General features: G+C 64.8%; 13 protein-coding genes. 8 read left to right on the forward strand and 5 right to left on the reverse strand.

The features are described from left to right. Positions 1–132: 132 nt before the first annotated feature. Positions 133–1794, reverse strand: a complete 1662-nt coding sequence (aceF, locus tag TZ03_RS21980) for a dihydrolipoyllysine-residue acetyltransferase (RefSeq protein ID WP_051100387.1) — start codon at positions 1792–1794, stop codon at positions 133–135. Between the two features lie 13 nt (positions 1795–1807). Beyond that, entirely contained in the window at positions 1808–4453 is a 2646-nt protein-coding gene (aceE, locus tag TZ03_RS21985) for a pyruvate dehydrogenase (acetyl-transferring), homodimeric type (RefSeq protein WP_051100388.1), read from the reverse strand. Positions 4454–4836: 383 nt separating this feature from the next. Here aceE and glnE point away from each other — a divergent pair, with 383 nt between their 5' ends. The 8 genes from glnE (at position 4837) to TZ03_RS22025 (ending at position 14934) form a co-directional block, all read left to right on the forward strand. Then, positions 4837–7770 carry a bifunctional [glutamate--ammonia ligase]-adenylyl-L-tyrosine phosphorylase/[glutamate--ammonia-ligase] adenylyltransferase gene (glnE, locus tag TZ03_RS21990; protein WP_051100389.1) on the forward strand — a complete coding sequence of 978 codons (2934 nt, stop codon included), beginning with the start codon at positions 4837–4839 and terminating at the stop codon, positions 7768–7770. 203 nt (positions 7771–7973) lie between these two features. Next, positions 7974–9023 (forward strand): lipopolysaccharide heptosyltransferase II, encoded by a 1050-nt coding sequence (waaF, locus tag TZ03_RS21995; RefSeq protein WP_051100390.1) that lies wholly within the window; start codon positions 7974–7976, stop codon positions 9021–9023. Further along, entirely contained in the window at positions 9024–10082 is a 1059-nt protein-coding gene (gene waaC, locus TZ03_RS22000; protein WP_051100391.1) for a lipopolysaccharide heptosyltransferase I, read from the forward strand. Further along, positions 10082–11206, forward strand: a complete 1125-nt coding sequence (locus TZ03_RS22005; protein WP_051100392.1) for a glycosyltransferase family 4 protein — start codon at positions 10082–10084, stop codon at positions 11204–11206. The genes waaC and TZ03_RS22005 overlap by 1 nt, the downstream gene beginning before the upstream one ends. Next, a complete protein-coding gene (gene rfaP, locus TZ03_RS22010; protein WP_051100393.1) occupies positions 11203–12009 on the forward strand; it encodes a lipopolysaccharide core heptose(I) kinase RfaP in 807 nt (268 codons plus the stop codon). Before TZ03_RS22005 ends, rfaP begins: the two co-directional genes overlap by 4 nt. Further along, positions 12009–12743 carry a lipopolysaccharide kinase InaA family protein gene (locus TZ03_RS22015; protein ID WP_051100394.1) on the forward strand — a complete coding sequence of 245 codons (735 nt, stop codon included), beginning with the start codon at positions 12009–12011 and terminating at the stop codon, positions 12741–12743. Before rfaP ends, TZ03_RS22015 begins: the two co-directional genes overlap by 1 nt. Next, complete coding sequence (locus tag TZ03_RS22020; protein ID WP_051100395.1) at positions 12740–13492, forward strand: lipopolysaccharide kinase InaA family protein; 753 nt, start codon at positions 12740–12742, stop codon at positions 13490–13492. The genes TZ03_RS22015 and TZ03_RS22020 overlap by 4 nt, the downstream gene beginning before the upstream one ends. Next, the gene (locus TZ03_RS22025) at positions 13492–14934 is read left to right on the forward strand and encodes a lipopolysaccharide kinase InaA family protein (protein ID WP_051100396.1); all 1443 of its coding nucleotides are present in this window, start codon (positions 13492–13494) and stop codon (positions 14932–14934) included. Before TZ03_RS22020 ends, TZ03_RS22025 begins: the two co-directional genes overlap by 1 nt. A gap of 46 nt (positions 14935–14980) precedes the next feature. On the opposite strand, the gene TZ03_RS22030 is transcribed toward TZ03_RS22025, so the two are convergent. The 3 genes from TZ03_RS22030 to TZ03_RS22040 all read right to left on the reverse strand — a co-directional run. Further along, positions 14981–15166: a hypothetical protein gene (locus tag TZ03_RS22030; RefSeq protein WP_051100397.1), complete on the reverse strand. Its 186-nt coding sequence runs from the start codon at positions 15164–15166 to the stop codon at positions 14981–14983. Further along, complete coding sequence (locus TZ03_RS22035) at positions 15163–16275, reverse strand: PepSY-associated TM helix domain-containing protein (RefSeq protein ID WP_051100398.1); 1113 nt, start codon at positions 16273–16275, stop codon at positions 15163–15165. The genes TZ03_RS22030 and TZ03_RS22035 overlap by 4 nt, the downstream gene beginning before the upstream one ends. A gap of 157 nt (positions 16276–16432) precedes the next feature. Then, on the reverse strand, positions 16433–16614 hold a 182-nt coding region (locus TZ03_RS22040; RefSeq protein ID WP_152645516.1), incomplete at its 5' end, for a TonB-dependent receptor.

Raw genomic sequence — 16614 nt, forward strand, 5'->3', positions numbered from 1 at the left:
GCGGCGCTCGATCGTGCAGGCGCCAAATCTCTTTCGGCGGACAAAAAAAGCCCCGCCAGTTGGCGGGGTTGAGGTACGAGCGTGGCAGCTCGAAAAGGGTACTGCCCCTCCGTAGAGGGGCAGTGTGCTACCTTACAGCAGCATGGTGCGGATATCGCCCAGCACGTCGCCCAGGCGCTTGGTGAAGCGCGCGGCGGCAGCGCCGTTGATCACACGGTGATCATAGGACAGCGACAGCGGCAGCATCAGCTTCGGCTGGAAGGCCTTGCCATCCCAGACCGGCTGCATGGTCGCCTTGGACACACCGAGGATCGCCACTTCCGGCGCGTTGACGATCGGCGTGAAGCCGGTGCCGCCAATGTGGCCGAGGCTGGAGATGGTGAAGCAGGCGCCTTGCATCTCGTCGGCCGACAGCTTCTTGGTACGGGCCTTTTCGGCCAGCGCGGCAGCTTCGGCAGCCAGTTGCAGCAGGCTCTTCTGGTCGACGTTCTTGATCACCGGGACCAGCAGGCCGTCCGGGGTGTCCACGGCGAAGCCGATGTGCACGTACTTCTTGCGGATGATGGCCTTGCCGCTTGGCGCCAGCGAGCTGTTGAAGTCCGGCAGTTCCTTGAGCAGGAAGGCGCAGGCCTTGAGCAGCAATGGCAGCACGGTCAGCTTGACGCCAGCCTTCTCGGCCACGGCCTTCTGCGCCACGCGGAAGGCTTCCAGCTCGGTGATGTCGGCGGAGTCGAACTGGGTCACGTGCGGCACGTTCAGCCAGCTGCGGTGCAGGTTGGCGGCACCGACCTGCATCAGGCGGGTCAGGGCTACTTCTTCCACTTCACCGAACTTGCTGAAGTCCACGGCAGGGATCGGCGGGATGCCGGCGCCGCCAGTCGCACCGGCAGCTGCCGGAGCTTCCTTGGCCTTCTGCATCATTGCCTTGACGTAGACCTGCACGTCTTCTTTCAGGATGCGGCCGTGCGGACCGGTGGCGGCAACTGCGCCCAGGTCGACGCCGAATTCACGGGCCAGCTGGCGAACTGCCGGGCCGGCGTGAACCTTGGCGTTGCTGCCGGCAGCCGGTGCGGTGGTAGCCGGCGCAGGTGCAGCCGCCGGGGCGGCAGCAGCAGGTGCGGCAGCGGGGGCAGCCTCAGCCTTGGCCGGGGCAGCGGCGGCAGGTGCCGGGGCAGCAGCAGGTGCTGCGCCAGCGACCTTCAACTTGAAGATCAGGTCGCCAGTGCCGACTTCGTCTTCCAGCTTGCACAGGACTTCTTCGACCACGCCGGCAGCCGGCGACGGGATTTCCATGGAGGCCTTGTCGGACTCCAGGGTAATCAGCGACTGGTCGGCTTCGACGGTGTCGCCGACCTTGACCAGTACTTCGATGATCTTGGCTTTGCCCGACGAACCGATGTCTGGCACGTGGATATCCTGCACGGCGGCGGCAGCCGGTGCAGCCGCTGCAGCCGCTGCCGCTGGGGCAGGGGCAGGGGCGGCTTCAGCGGCCGGGGCCGGGGCCGGGGCTGCAGCCTCGGCCGGTGCAGCGGCTGGAGCCTCAGGCGCCGCAGCAGCGGCACCCTCGGCTTCCAGCACCAGCAGCTCGTCGCCTTCCTTCAGGCGGTCGCCCAGCTTGACCTTCAGTTCCTTGATGACACCGGCCTTGGGGGCCGGGATCTCCATGGAGGCCTTGTCGGACTCCAGGGTCAGCAGGCTCTGGTCAGCCTCGATACGGTCACCGACCTTGACGAACAGCTCGATGATTTCACCTTCACCGCTGCCGATGTCAGGTACGCGAATGAGTTCGCTCACTTAAAAATACTCCTCAGCAGTCCAGTGGGTTGCGCTTGTCCGGGTCGATACCGAACTTGACGATAGCGTCTGCAACAACCTTGGGTTCGATCTCGCCACGGTCAGCCAGGGCTTCCAGGGCAGCCAGCACCACGAAGTGGCGGTCGACTTCGAAGAAGTGACGCAGCTTCTTGCGGCTGTCGCTGCGACCGTAACCGTCGGTACCCAGGACCTTGAACTCTTTGCTCGGTACCCACTGGCGAATCTGCTCGGCGAACAGCTTCATGTAGTCGGTGGAGGCGATGACCGGGCCCTTGCGGCCGGCCAGGCACTCTTCGACGTAAGTCTGCTGAGGCTTCTGGCCAGGCTTCAGGCGGTTGGCGCGTTCCACGGCCAGGCCGTCGCGACGCAGTTCGTTGAAGCTGGTGACGCTCCACACGTCGGCACCGACGTTGAACTCTTCACGCAGGATCTTCGCCGCTTCGCGGACTTCGCGCAGGATGGTGCCGGAGCCCATCAGCTGTACGTGGTGCGCGGCTTCGCGGGTGTCTTCTTCGAGCAGGTACATGCCCTTGATGATGCCTTCCTCGACACCGGCCGGCATGGCTGGCTGCTGGTAGGATTCGTTCATCACGGTGATGTAGTAGAAGATGTCCTGTTGCTCTTCGGTCATCTTCTTCATGCCGTCCTGGATGATCACCGCCAGCTCGTAGCCGTAGGTCGGATCGTAGGTGCGGCAGTTCGGGATGGTGCCCGCCATCATGTGGCTGTGACCGTCTTCGTGCTGCAGGCCTTCACCGTTGAGGGTGGTACGGCCGGCGGTACCGCCGATCAGGAAGCCACGGGTGCGGCTGTCGCCAGCGGCCCAGGCCAGGTCGCCAATGCGCTGGAAGCCGAACATCGAGTAGAAGATGTAGAACGGCAGCATCGGCTGGTTGTGGCAGCTGTACGAGGTACCGGCAGCGATGAACGACGACATGGCGCCGGCTTCGTTGATGCCTTCCTCGAGGATCTGGCCCTTCTTGTCTTCGCGGTAGAACATCACCTGGTCTTTATCGACTGGCTCGTAGAGCTGGCCGACCGACGAGTAGATGCCCAACTGACGGAACATGCCTTCCATACCGAAGGTACGGGCTTCGTCCGGGATGATCGGGACGATGCGCTGGCCGATTTCCTTGTCCTTGACCAGCTGCGCCAGGATGCGCACGAAGGCCATGGTGGTGGAGATTTCGCGGTCGCCCGAGCCGTCCAGAATCGCTTTCAGCGTTTCCAGTGGCGGGGTCGGCACGCTGAAGCTCTTGGCGCGACGCTGTGGCACGAAACCGCCAAGGGCAGTACGGCGCTCGGCCAGGTACTTGGCTTCGGCAGAGCCTTCTTCCGGCTTGAAGAACGGCAGGTTCTCGATGTCCGCATCCTTGACCGGGATGTCGAAGCGGTCGCGGAATTGGCGCAGGCTGTCGACGTCGACCTTCTTGGTGTTGTGCGCGGTGTTCTTGGCTTCGCCAGCACCGGTACCGTAGCCCTTGATGGTCTTGGCCAGGATGACGGTAGGCTGGTCTTTGTGGTTGACCGCCTGGTGGTACGCCGCGTAGACCTTGTACGGGTCGTGGCCGCCACGGTTGAGCTTCCAGATCTCTTCGTCGGACAGGTCTTCGACCATGGCCTTGAGCTCTGGGGTGTTGAAGAAGTGCTCACGCACGTACGCGCCGTCTTTGGCTTTGTAGTTCTGGTACTCGCCGTCGATGACTTCGTCCATGCGGCGCTGCAGGGCACCGTTGGTGTCCTTGGCGAACAGTGGGTCCCAGAAGCGGCCCCAGACCACTTTGTTGACGTTCCAGCCACCGCCACGGAACACGCCTTCGAGTTCCTGGATGATCTTGCCGTTGCCGCGAACCGGGCCGTCGAGGCGCTGCAGGTTGCAGTTGATGACGAAGATCAGGTTGTCCAGCTTCTCGCGGCCGGCCAGGGCGATCGCGCCCAGGGATTCCGGCTCGTCGCATTCGCCGTCGCCCATGAAGCACCAGACCTTCTGCTTGCCGGCCGGGATGTAGCCGCGGGCTTCCAGGTACTTCATGAAGCGCGCCTGGTAGATGGCCTGGATCGGGCCCAGACCCATTGATACGGTCGGGAACTGCCAGAAGTCAGGCATCAGCCATGGGTGTGGGTACGAAGACAGGCCGTTGCCGTCCACTTCCTGACGGAAGTTGTTCATCTGGTCTTCGTTGATACGGCCTTCCATGAAGGCGCGGGCGTAGATGCCTGGGGAGGCGTGGCCCTGGAAGAAGATCAGGTCGCCGCCGTGTTCTTCGGTCGGGGCCTGGAAGAAGTAGTTGAAGCCGATGTCGTACAGGGTGGCGCTGGAGGCGAAGCTGGAGATGTGTCCGCCCAGGTCCGAGTCTTTCAGGTTGGTGCGCATGACCATGGCCAGGGCGTTCCAACGTACCATCGAGCGAATGCGGCGTTCCATGAACAGGTCGCCAGGCATGCGTGCTTCGTGGGTGACAGGGATAGTGTTGCGGTATGGCGTGGTGATCGCATACGGCAGCTGGGAGCCACTACGGGTGGCCAGCTCGCCCATACGGGTCATCAGGTAATGAGCGCGGTCTTCGCCTTCTTTGTCGAGGACCGACTCCAGGGCATCCAGCCATTCCTGGGTTTCGATTGGATCGAGGTCTTGCATGGCTTGCTCCAGGGCGGAAAGGCAACCAGAATCGATTGCCTGAGATTGCGACTGGCCTTATGGGCAGACGTCGTGAATTCTTGGATTACCGGGGTGTCGTCCGGCGCCGTGTAGTTTTACTACATTTGCTTTCGCATTTCATGCTTTTACACGACACGAGTAGTAGTAAAACTACATTTGTGCGACGTTTGGTCGCACCTTGGCTTGTGAGGAAAAACGTTCATGTTGGTTGGCATTGTGTCGCGAACAGGTGGTTCTTGATGTTTGTTGCCAATTTTTCGTTTTTTTCAGCTATTTCCAACTTTTGTACGACAGTCCAACCGTGGTCCGGCTTCCCCTTGGCCGCTTTTTCCCTTCTATTTCACGCCGATCAAGGATAGACCATGCGCCTACCTTTGCCGTCCGATCTGCCCGCCATCCTGCGGCCGCTGGTCACTCGCAATCAGCAATTCATCAGCGATGCCGTGGCCGCCCACCCTGAACTCGACCTGAAGGTATGGAGCCCGGTCCATCGGCAACAGTTCGATCAGGTTGCCGCCGCCAGCGACTTCGTCCTTGGCCTGGCCCAGCGCGAGCCGGCCATGCTGTTCGCCCTGCTGGCCAGCGGCGAGCTGGAGCGGCGTTATGCAGCGGGTGAGCTGCGCGGGCAGATCGCCGCGGCGGCCCAGGCCGCACAGAGCGAAGACGAGCTGGCGCGCAACCTGCGCCGCGAGCGCAACCGCCAGCAGCTGCGCATCATCTGGCGCGACATCACCCGCCAGGCCGAGCTGGGCGAAACCTGCCGCGACCTGTCCGACCTGGCCGATGCGGCCATCGACGAAGCCTACCAATGGCTGTATCCGCGCCATTGCCAGCAGTTCGGTACGCCCATCGGCAACCGCAGTGGTCAGCCGCAGCACATGGTGGTGCTGGGCATGGGCAAGCTGGGTGCGGTGGAGTTGAACCTGTCGTCGGACATCGACCTGATCTTCGCCTTCCCCGAAGGTGGCGAGACCGAAGGGGTGAAGCGCTCGCTGGACAACCAGGCGTTCTTCACCCGCCTGGGCCAGCGCCTGATCAAGGCCCTGGACCCGGTTACCGTCGATGGCTTCGTGTTCCGTGTCGACATGCGCCTGCGCCCCTACGGCTCGGCCGGCGCGCTGGTGCTCAGCTTCAATGCGCTGGAGCAGTACTACCAGGACCAGGGCCGCGACTGGGAACGCTACGCGATGATCAAGGCGCGGGTGGTGGCCGGCGACCAGGTGGCCGGCGCGCAACTGCAGGACATGCTGCGCCCGTTCGTCTACCGGCGTTACCTGGACTTTTCCGCGATCGAAGCGCTGCGCACCATGAAGCAGCTGATTCAGCAGGAAGTGCGGCGCAAGGGCATGGCCGAGAACATCAAGCTGGGGGCCGGTGGCATTCGCGAGGTGGAGTTCATCGCCCAGGCCTTCCAGCTGATCCACGGCGGACGTGACCTGAGCCTGCAGCAGCGGCCATTGCTCAAGGTGCTGGCCACCCTTGAAGGCCAAGGTTACCTGCCGCCGGCCGTTGTCGCGGAGTTGCGCGAGGGTTATGAATTCCTGCGCTACACCGAACACGCCATCCAGGCCATTGCCGACCGCCAGACGCAAATGCTGCCGGACAGCGAGACCGACCAGGCGCGGGTGGCCTACATCCTCGGCTTTGCCGACTGGCAGGGCTTCCATGACCAACTGATGTACTGGCGTGGCCGCATCGACTGGCACTTCCGCCAGGTGATCGCCGACCCGGATGACGAAGACGGTGAGGGCGAGCTGGTGGTGGGGGGTGAGTGGTCGCCGCTGTGGGAGCAGGCACAGGATGAAGAGGCCGCTGGCCGGCAACTGGAAGAGGCCGGTTTCCAGCAGCCCGCCGAAGCCCTGCGGCGCCTCGCCGGGTTGCGCTCCAGCCCGCAGCTGCGTTCGATGCAGCGTATCGGCCGTGAGCGCCTGGATGCCTTTATTCCACGGCTGTTGGCCCAGGCGGTAGAGCACGACAACCCCGACCTGGTGCTTGAACGCGTGCTGCCGCTGGTCGAGGCTGTGGCGCGGCGCTCTGCCTACCTGGTGCTGCTTACCGAAAACCCGGGCGCCTTGCGCCGCCTGCTGACCCTGTGCGCCGCCAGCCCGTGGATTGCCGAGCAGATAGCCCGCTACCCGCTGCTGCTCGACGAACTGCTCAACGAAGGCCGCTTGTTCAGCCCGCCACTGGCGCCGGAGCTGGCCAGCGAACTGCGCGAGCGCCTGACGCGCATTCCCGAGGACGACCTGGAGCAACAGATGGAGGCGCTGCGCCATTTCAAGCTGGCCCACAGCCTGCGCGTGGCCGCTTCGGAAATCAGCGGCAACCTGCCATTGATGAAGGTCAGCGACTACCTGACCTGGTTGGCCGAAGCCATCCTCGACCAGGTGCTGGCCTTGGCCTGGCGCCAGACCGTGGCCCGCCATGGCCAGCCCAAACGCAGCGACGGCAGCCTGTGCGACCCGGGCTTCATCATCATTGGCTACGGCAAGGTCGGCGGCCTGGAACTGGGCCACGGTTCGGACCTGGACCTGGTGTTCATTCACGACGGCGACCCGCAGGCGGAAACCGACGGCGCCAAGCCCATCGACAGTGCGCAGTTCTTCACCCGCCTGGGCCAGCGCATCATCCACCTGCTGACCACCCAGACCAACTCTGGCCAGCTGTATGACGTGGACATGCGCCTGCGCCCGTCCGGCGCCTCGGGCCTGCTGGTCAGTTCGCTGGGCGCGTTCGAACGTTACCAGCAGAACGAAGCCTGGACCTGGGAGCACCAGGCGCTGGTACGGGCCCGGGTGCTGGTGGGTTGCCAGCAGGTAGGTACGGCATTCGAAAGCGTGCGCGCCAAGGTGCTGGGCCAGGCCCGCGACCTGGAAAAACTGCGTGCCGAAGTCAGCGAAATGCGCGCCAAGATGCGCGACAACCTCGGCACCAAGACCACGGCTGCCGGTACCGCGGCCAACGCCTTCGACGCTGGTGTGCCCTTCGATATCAAGCAGGATGCCGGCGGTATCGTCGATATCGAATTTATGGTGCAATACGCCGCTTTGGCCTGGTCCCACGACCATCCGGCCATACTCCGATGGACCGATAACATCCGCATTCTGGAAGAGCTGGAGCAGGCGGGTTTGATGCCGGCCAGTGACGCGGTGCTGTTGCGAGAAGTGTACAAGGCGTTCCGCTCGGCCTCGCACCGCCAGGCCTTGCAGAAGCAGGCCGGGGTGATCGATGCGGCGCAGTTTGCCGATGAACGCCGCGAAGTGCGGCGGATCTGGGGTGAGCTGGGTTTGACCTGATACCGAGTTGGCTTCATTCGCGGGCATGCCCGCTCCCACAGGGAAAGCGCAGACCTAGAGGGCTGTGCAATACCTGTGGGAGCGGGCGTGCCCGCGAATGGGCCATGTGAGTGGTACACTGTCCGCCACATAGCCTGAATATAAAGAGGGGAGGCCAGGCTGTACCGCAGCCTGTAGCCTCCCCGAGCGTTTCTGGACTAAGCATGAGAATACTGATCATTGGCCCCAGCTGGGTCGGCGACATGGTGATGGCGCAGACCCTGTTCCAGTGCCTGAAACAGCAGCACCCCGACTGCGTGATCGATGTGCTGGCCCCCGAGTGGAGCCGGCCGATCCTCGAACGCATGCCCGAGGTGCGCCAGGCCTTGAGCTTCCCGCTCGGCCACGGCGCGCTGGAGCTGGCCACGCGGCGGCGCATCGGCAAGTCCCTGGCCGGCCAGTACGACCAGGCCATCCTGCTGCCCAACTCGTTGAAGTCGGCACTGGTGCCATTCTTCGCCGGCATCCCCAAGCGCACCGGCTGGCGCGGTGAAATGCGTTTCGGCCTGCTGAATGACGTGCGCAAGCTGGACAAGGCCCGCTACCCGCTGATGATCGAGCGCTTCATGGCCCTGGCCTACGCGCCCGGCACCGAGCTGCCGCAGCCGTACCCGCGCCCCAGCCTGCAGATCGAAGCGCAAAGCCGCGACGCCGCCTTGGCCAAGTTCGGTCTGGAGCTGGACCGCCCGGTGCTGGCGCTGTGCCCCGGGGCCGAGTTTGGCGAGGCCAAGCGCTGGCCGGCCGAGCATTACGCCGCCGTGGCCGATGCGATGATCCGCCAGGGCTGGCAGGTATGGCTGTTTGGTTCGAAGAACGATCACCCGGTCGGTGAGCAGATCCGCGACCGGTTGATTCCGGGTTTGCGTGAAGAATCGTCCAACCTGGCCGGGGAAACCTCGCTGGCCGAGGCTATCGACCTGATGTCCTGCGCGCATGCCGTGGTGTCCAACGACTCCGGCCTGATGCACGTGGCCGCTGCGCTGAACCGCCCTTTGGTGGCGGTGTACGGCTCGACCTCGCCCGGCTTCACGCCGCCGCTGGCCGAGCAGGTGGAAGTGGTGCGCACCGGCATCGAGTGCAGCCCGTGCTTCGACCGCACCTGCCGCTTCGGCCACTACAACTGCCTGCGCCTGTTGGAGCCGGGCAAGGTCATCGCCGCCCTGCACAGCCTCAGCGGGCCGGACCTGATCGATACCGTGGCCGAGGTCGACTAAGTGCGGGTACTGATCATCAAGACTTCGTCGCTGGGTGATGTTATCCACACCCTACCAGCCCTCACCGATGCCGCCCATGCCATCCCAGGCATCCGTTTCGACTGGGTGGTGGAAGAAGGCTTCGCCGAAATCCCCAGCTGGCACCCGGCGGTCGACCAGGTTATCCCGGTGGCCATTCGCCGCTGGCGCAAGAACCTTTGGCAAACCATCAAGAGCGGCGAGTGGAAGGCGTTCAAGCAGCGTGTGCGCGAGCGCAAGTATGACCTGGTGATCGACGCCCAGGGCCTGGTCAAGTCAGCCTGGCTGACCCGCTACGTGAAGGCCCCGGTCGCCGGCCTGGACCGTTACTCGGCCCGCGAAGGCTGGGCCAGCCGCTTCTATGATCGGCGCCTGTCGGTCGCCACCGGCCAGCACGCGGTAGAGCGCGTGCGCCAGCTGTTCGCCATGGCTCTGGCCTACGACCTGCCGGAAGGCATCGGCAACTACGGCCTGGACCTCGAGCGCCTGCAATTGCCGCCTGCTGCCCCGTATGTGGTGTTCCTGCATGGCACCACTTGGGCGACCAAGCACTGGCCCGAAGCCTACTGGCGCGAACTGGCCGAGCGCATGGGCCAGCGCAAGCTGGAGGTGCGCCTGCCCTGGGGCAACCCGGCGGAAAAGGCGCGGGCCGAGCGTATCGCCCAGGGCTTGAACAACTGCCAGGTGCTGCCCAAATTGAACCTGGCCGGCGTCGCCCGCGTATTGGCGGCGGCCAAAGCCTGCGTGGCGGTGGATACCGGCCTCGGCCACCTGGCGGCGGCACTCGATGTGCCCACCATTTCGCTGTTCGGCCCGACCAACCCGGGCCTCACCGGCGCTTATGGCCGGACCCAGATTCACCAGGCCAGCGACTGGCCTTGCGCGCCCTGCCTGCAGAAGAAGTGCACCTACAAACCGAGCGCCGACGACCTGCGCCGGTTCGATCTGAAACGCGAGTGGCCGCTGTGCTTCACTCGCCTGAATCCCGAGCATGTGGCGAGCCGCTTGAGCGCGTTGCTGCTGGCTGAGGATGTCCGTTGATGCAACTGGCTTTCGTGCTTTACAAATATTTCCCCTTCGGCGGGCTGCAGCGCGATTTCATGCGCATTGCCTTGGAATGCCAGAAGCGGGGCCACCAGATTCGTGTGTACACGCTGATCTGGGAGGGTGACATTCCGCCGGGCTTCGAAGTGCTGGTGGCGCCGGTGAAAGCGATTTTCAACCATCGGCGCAACGAGAAGCTCAGTGCCTGGATGGCCGCCGACCTGGCCAAGCGCCCGGTCGACCGCCTGATCGGCTTCAACAAGATGCCCGGGCTGGACGTGTACTACGCCGCCGACGGCTGCTTCGAAGACAAGGCGCAGACCTTGCGTGGCGGCCTGTACCGCCGCTGGGGCCGCTACCGGCACTTCGCCGAGTACGAGCGCGCGGTGTTCGCCAAGGACGCCCATACCGAAGTGCTGATGATTTCCGAAGTGCAGCAGCCGCTGTTCATCAAGCATTACGGCACCCCGGTGGAGCGCTTCCACCTGCTGCCGCCGGGCATCTCCCAGGACCGTCGCGCGCCGGCCAATGCCGCGGAAATCCGCGCCGAGTTCCGCAAGGAATTCAACCTGGGCGATGACGACCTGCTGCTGGTGCAGATTGGCTCGGGCTTCAAGACCAAGGGCGTGGATCGCAGCCTCAAGGCCCTGGCCGCGTTGCCGTCGGCGCTGCGCAAGCGCACCAGGCTGATGGTGATCGGCCAGGACGACCCCAAGGTGTTCCAGCTGCAAAGCGCCACCCTGGGCCTGGGCGAGCAGGTGCAATTCCTCAAGGGCCGCAGCGACATCCCGCGCTTCCTGCTGGGTGCCGACCTGCTGATTCATCCGGCGTACAACGAGAACACCGGCACCGTGCTGCTCGAAGCGCTGGTGGCCGGTTTGCCGGTGCTGGTGTCCAAGGTGTGCGGCTATGCCCACTACATCGCCGAGGCCGACAGCGGCCTGGTGCTGGACGAGCCGTTCGAGCAGGAACAGCTCAATGGCTACCTGCAGCGCATGCTCGAAGACCAGACGGCCCGTGCCAGCTGGTCGCGCAACGGCCTGGCTTTTGCCGAAACCGCCGACCTGTACAGCATGCCGCAGCATGCCGCCGACGTGATCCTGGGGCAGGAGTCCGCATGAAGCTGATACTGGCCGAACCGTTCAAGCGCCTGTGGGCCGGGCGCGATGCCTTCGATGCCGTGGAGGCGCTGCAAGGCGAGGTCTACCGCGAGCTGGAGGGGCGTCGTACCTTGCGTACCGAGGTGGCGGGCGAGGGTTTCTTCGTCAAGATCCACCGTGGCATCGGCTGGGGCGAGATTTTCAAGAACCTGTTCAGCGCCAAGCTGCCGGTACTGGGTGCCGGCCAGGAATGGCAGGCCATCCAGCGCCTGCATGAAGTCGGCGTGCCGACCATGACCGCAGTGGCTTATGGCGAGCGCGGCAGCAATCCGGCCAGCCAGCACTCGTTCATCATCACCGAAGAACTGGCGCCGACCATCAGCCTGGAAGATTTCAGCATCGACTGGGTCAAGCAGCCACCCGAGCCGCGCCTGAAGCGTGCGCTGATCGCCGAAGTGGCGAAGATGACCGGCGGCATGCACCGTGCCGGGGTCAACCACCGCGATTGCTATATCTGCCACTTCCTGTTGCACACCGACCGCCCGGTGACGGCGGATGACTTCAAACTGTCGGTAATCGACCTGCACCGCGCACAGACCCGGGCGAAAATCAGCCGCCGCTGGCGCGACAAGGACCTGGCCGCACTGTACTTCTCGGCGCTGGACATCGGCCTGACCCAGCGTGACAAGCTGCGCTTCCTGCGTGGTTACTTCCAGCGCCCGCTGCGCGAGGTTCTGCAGGATGAAGCCGCGCTGCTCGCCTGGCTGGAGCGCAAGGCGCAGAAACTCTACGATCGCAAGCAACGCTATGGGGATGCACTCTGATGTCGGGTTGGACACTGGCACCGGGCTACGAACACCTGGCGGCGGACTTCGGCAGCCTCGATGCGGTATTCGCCCTGCAAGGCGAACGCCTGACCCGCGATCCGCTCAGCGAGGTGGTGCGCGTCGAGCGTGACGGGGTCAATTACTACGTCAAGCGCTACACCGGCGCCGGCAAGCACCTGCGCCGCTACCTGGGCCGGCCACGCATCAAGGCCGAATGGCAGAACCTCAAGCAGTTCGCCAAGTGGGGCATCCCCACCGCCGAAGTGGTGGCCTGGGGCCTGGAGCGCAACGGCCTGGCCTTTGGCCGCGGGGCGATGATCACCCGGGAGTTGCCGAACACCGAAGACCTGTCGGCGTTGGCTGAGCGCAACGACCCGCGCCTGGCCGACCGCGCCTGGGTGGCGCAGGTCAGCAGCCAGCTGGCACGCCACACCCGGGTCATGCACGAGCACCACTTCGCCCATAACGACCTGAAATGGCGCAACCTGCTGGTCGATGACCAGGGCACGCTATTCTTCATCGACTGCCCCACTGGCGACTTCTGGCGCGGTTTCATGTGGCGGCACCGGATGATCAAGGACCTGGCGTGCCTGGATAAGGTGGCCAAATACCACCTGTCGGCAACCCAGCGCCTGCGCTTCTACCTGCAATACCGTGGCCGCGACCGGCTGAATGTGCGTGACAAGAAGCGCATTCGCCAGGTACTGGGCTTTTTCGAGGGAAGGGAATGACCGATTACCTGGCCAGCGCGGATCTCGCGCTGCTCAAACGCCATGGCCTGGACGACTTCGAAGCGCTGTGGGCGCTGCAGCTGGATGCCGTGGACGAACCCAACACCGGCCGTGGCGGCTGGAGCAGCGTGTTCCGCCTGGAGCTCGAAGGCAAGGGCTATTACCTCAAACGCCAGAGCGACTACCTGACCCGTACCCTGCACCGGCCGTTCGGCGAGCCGACGTTCGCCCGCGAATTCCGTAACATCAGCCGCTACCAGAAGCTGCACATCCCGGCCTTGCAGGCGGTGTTCTATGGCGAGCGCAAGCAGGGCGGCAAGCACCGTGCGATCCTGATGACCCGCGCCCTGGACGAATGGGTCGACCTCGACAGCCTGCTGGGCCAATGGCCACAGCTGGGCGAAGCCGAACGCAACGGCATCCTCCAGGCCTGCGGCCAGCTGGCGCGCACCCTGCACAGCGCCGGCCAGGTGCATGGCTGTTTCTACCCCAAGCACATTTTCCTGCGCCAGCGCCGTGACGGCTGGGACGCGCAACTGATCGACCTGGAAAAGACCCGGCCCTTGCTGTTCGGCATGCGCGACCGCCTCAAGGACCTGGAGCCGCTGCTGCGCCGCGCCCGGGCCTGGAGCGAGGCCGATGTTCGTACCTTGCTGGCCAGCTACCTGGCGCAGCCTGCCGACGGCACGCTGGTCGATACCTGGCTGCAACGCCTGACGCAACGCCGTCGTGAAAAAGAGGCCCGCTGATGCGTTTGTCTGAATTGAAAGAGGCCGGGCGCAACCCTTCGTTGCCCCTGAGCATCACCCTGGCCGATGCCGCTGGCAGCGCCGACCTGCAACTGCTCAGCCTGCTACGCGTGCTGCCGGGCCAGCGTTATGTCGGTGCCGGTGTATGGCGCGGTACCCCGGTGCTGGCCAAGTTGCTGGTGGGCAGTAATGCGGCCCGGCATTTTCAGCGCGAGCTGCAGGGCGTGAAGCTGCTGGCCGACCAGGGCCTGACCACGCCGAAGTTGCTGGCCGACGGCCTCGCGGAGGGCGAGGGTGGCTGGCTGCTGTTCGAGTTCCTCGACGGTGCCCAAAGCCTGGCCGATGCCTGGGCGGCAGTGGAAAACCTGCCAGTGCTGGCTGACGAGCAGCATCTGGTGCTGGGCGAAGCGCTCACCGCGGTGGCGCACATGCACGCCCAAGGCCTGTGGCAGGAGGACCTGCACCTGGACAACCTGCTGCGCCACGGCGGCAAGCTGTACCTGATCGACGGCGCTGGCATCAAGGCCGAAACGCCTGGCCAGCAACTGTCGCGCCCGCGTGTGCTGGAAAACCTCGGGGTGTTCTTCGCCCAACTGCCCAAGCGCCTGGAGCCGTTCATCGAAGAGCTGCTGGTGCACTACCTGCTGGCCAACGCCGAACATGCGTTGCCGATGGAAGCCTTGCAGAAGCAGGTGGACAAGGTGCGCAGCTGGCGCCAGAAGGACTATCTGGAAAAGGCCGGCCGCGAGTGCAGCCTGTTCAGTGTCGAGCGCAGCCTCTCGGGCCTGCGGGCGATCCGTCGCAATGAGGTCGAAGCCATGCTGCCGGTACTGGAGCAGGCCGATGCCCTGATCGACAAAGGCCACCTGTACAAGACCGGTGGCGCCGCCAGTGTGGCGCGCATCGAGGTGAATGGCCGCCAGCTGGTGCTCAAGCGCTACAACATCAAGAACACCGCCCACTGGTTCAAGCGCTTCTGGCGCCCGAGCCGGGCCTGGCATTCGTGGATCGAAGGCCATCGCCTGGAGTTCCTCGACATCGCCACGCCGCGGCCGCTGGCGGTGCTGGAGCAGCGGGTGATGGGCCTACGCAGCCGTGCCTACCTGGTCACCGAGTATGTCGATGGCCCGGACCTGAGCGCATGCTTCGCGCCCTACGTGGAAAATGGCGATGCGCCAGAGGAACAGGTCGATGCTCTGGTGCACGTGATGCAGCAGCTGATTCGCGAGCGCATCAGCCATGGCGACTTCAAGGGGCACAACCTGTTCTGGGACAACGGACGGTGGTCGCTGATCGATCTGGACGCCATGTGCCAGCACGCCACCCAGCTCAGCTTCGCACCGGCCTATGCCCGTGACCGGGCGCGGTTGCTGCGTAACTGGCCGAGTGACAGCGCCTTGCATCAGCGGCTGGAGCGGCTGCTGCCCAGGCTTTCCGAGTAATCCACCTGCGCCGCTGGCGATCCTGACGGCGCACGCGGCCCACCGGTCATGGCCGCCGACGGGGCCAGAATCCGCTGAGGCCCAGGGCGGCGGAAAGCCCCAGGCCCAGCCAGGCGAGGCTGTCCCACACGCCATCGCCGAGCAGTGCGGCGAACAGGCCGGTGGCGCTCAGCACGGCGATCAGTGCCGGCCAGGCGAAGATCTGGCGTGTCGATCTGGACCTGTGGCTCATGCCCGCGCCTCCGGTTTCTTGCGTTGCTTGCCCCACCACAGGTACAGGCCGCTGCCGAGCACGATGATGGTCAGCACGTCGAGCACTGCCCAGAGCAACTGCATGGGCCGGCCGCCATAGTCACCGAAGTGCAGCGGTTGCGACAGGCCCATGGCGTCCATGTACCAGGGGCGCTCGCCGACGGCGGTGACTTCCAGCGTTCGAGCATCGATCAGCACCGGTGTCAGCAGGTGCGACGTCAGGTGCGTGGCGCCTTTCATGAACACCGCGTAGTGGTGCTCGCTGGAGAAGCGTGTGCCGGGGAAGGCGATGAAGTCCGGGCGCATGCCGGGGGCGGCCTGTTCGGCGATGGTCAGCAGGTGGGTGGCCGGGGCGCGTTCGGTGAGCGCTGGGGCGTCCCGGTAGGGCGCGACCATGGCGGCCAGGCTGTCGTTGCGCCAGGCGGCGATGACCAGGTCGGACAGGGCGCTGATCACGCCGGTCACGCCCACCGTCAACGCCCAGGCCAAGGTCACCACGCCGAGCAGGTTGTGCAGGTCGAGCCAGCGCAGGCGGCGGGATTTGTCGTGGCGCACGGTGGCGAAGTCCAGACGGCGCATGAACGGCGCATAGAGCACGGTGCCGGAGACGATGGCGACGACGAACAGCAGGCCCATGAAGGCCAGCAACAGCTTGCCGGGCAGGCCGGCGAACATGTCCACGTGCAGACGCAGCATGATCATCATGAAACCGCCATTGGCGGCTGGCATGGCCACCGCTTCGCCGGTGCGGGCGTCGAGCATGAAGGTGTGCGACGAATTGGGCTCGGTGCCGGCAGTGGCGGCGGTGATGGCGACCACGCCGTTGCGGTCGTCTTCATCGTAGCCGAAGTACTGCATGACCTCGCCGGGGCGGTGCTGTTCGGCTTTCAGTACCAGCTGCTGCAGGTCGAGGTGCGGGGTGTCTGCCGGCATCTCGCGCAGTTCGGGCGCTTCGCCGAGCAGGTGTTCGAGTTCGTGGTGGAAGATCAGCGGCAGGCCGGTGAGCGCCAGCAACAGCAGGAACAGGGTGCAGACCAGGCTGCTCCAGGTGTGGATCACGGACCAGCGGCGGATGGTTGGGCTTTTCATCACGGTACCGATTCTTGTCTGTTGGACCGTGGGGCTGCTGCGCAGCCCAATCGCCGGCAAGCCAGCTCCCACAGGTACAGCACAAGGCCCAGGGCATGTGCTGTACCTGTGGGAGCTGGCTTGCCGGCGATTGGGCCGCACAGCGGCCCCCGTTCACTCAGAACTTGTAGTTGACGCTGGCCACCACGTTGCGCTCATCGCCGTAGTAGCACCAGTAGCCGTCACAGTTGGACAGGTAGTCTTTGTTGAACAGGTTCTTCGCTTCCACCGCTACGGTCAGGCCTTTCATGCTGTTGTCCAGGCGGCCCAGGTCGTAGTGTACCGAGGCGTCATACACTG

This window comes from Pseudomonas sp. 10-1B (genome assembly GCF_000935045.1).
In the GTDB taxonomy this organism is placed as follows: Bacteria; Pseudomonadota; Gammaproteobacteria; order Pseudomonadales; family Pseudomonadaceae; genus Aquipseudomonas.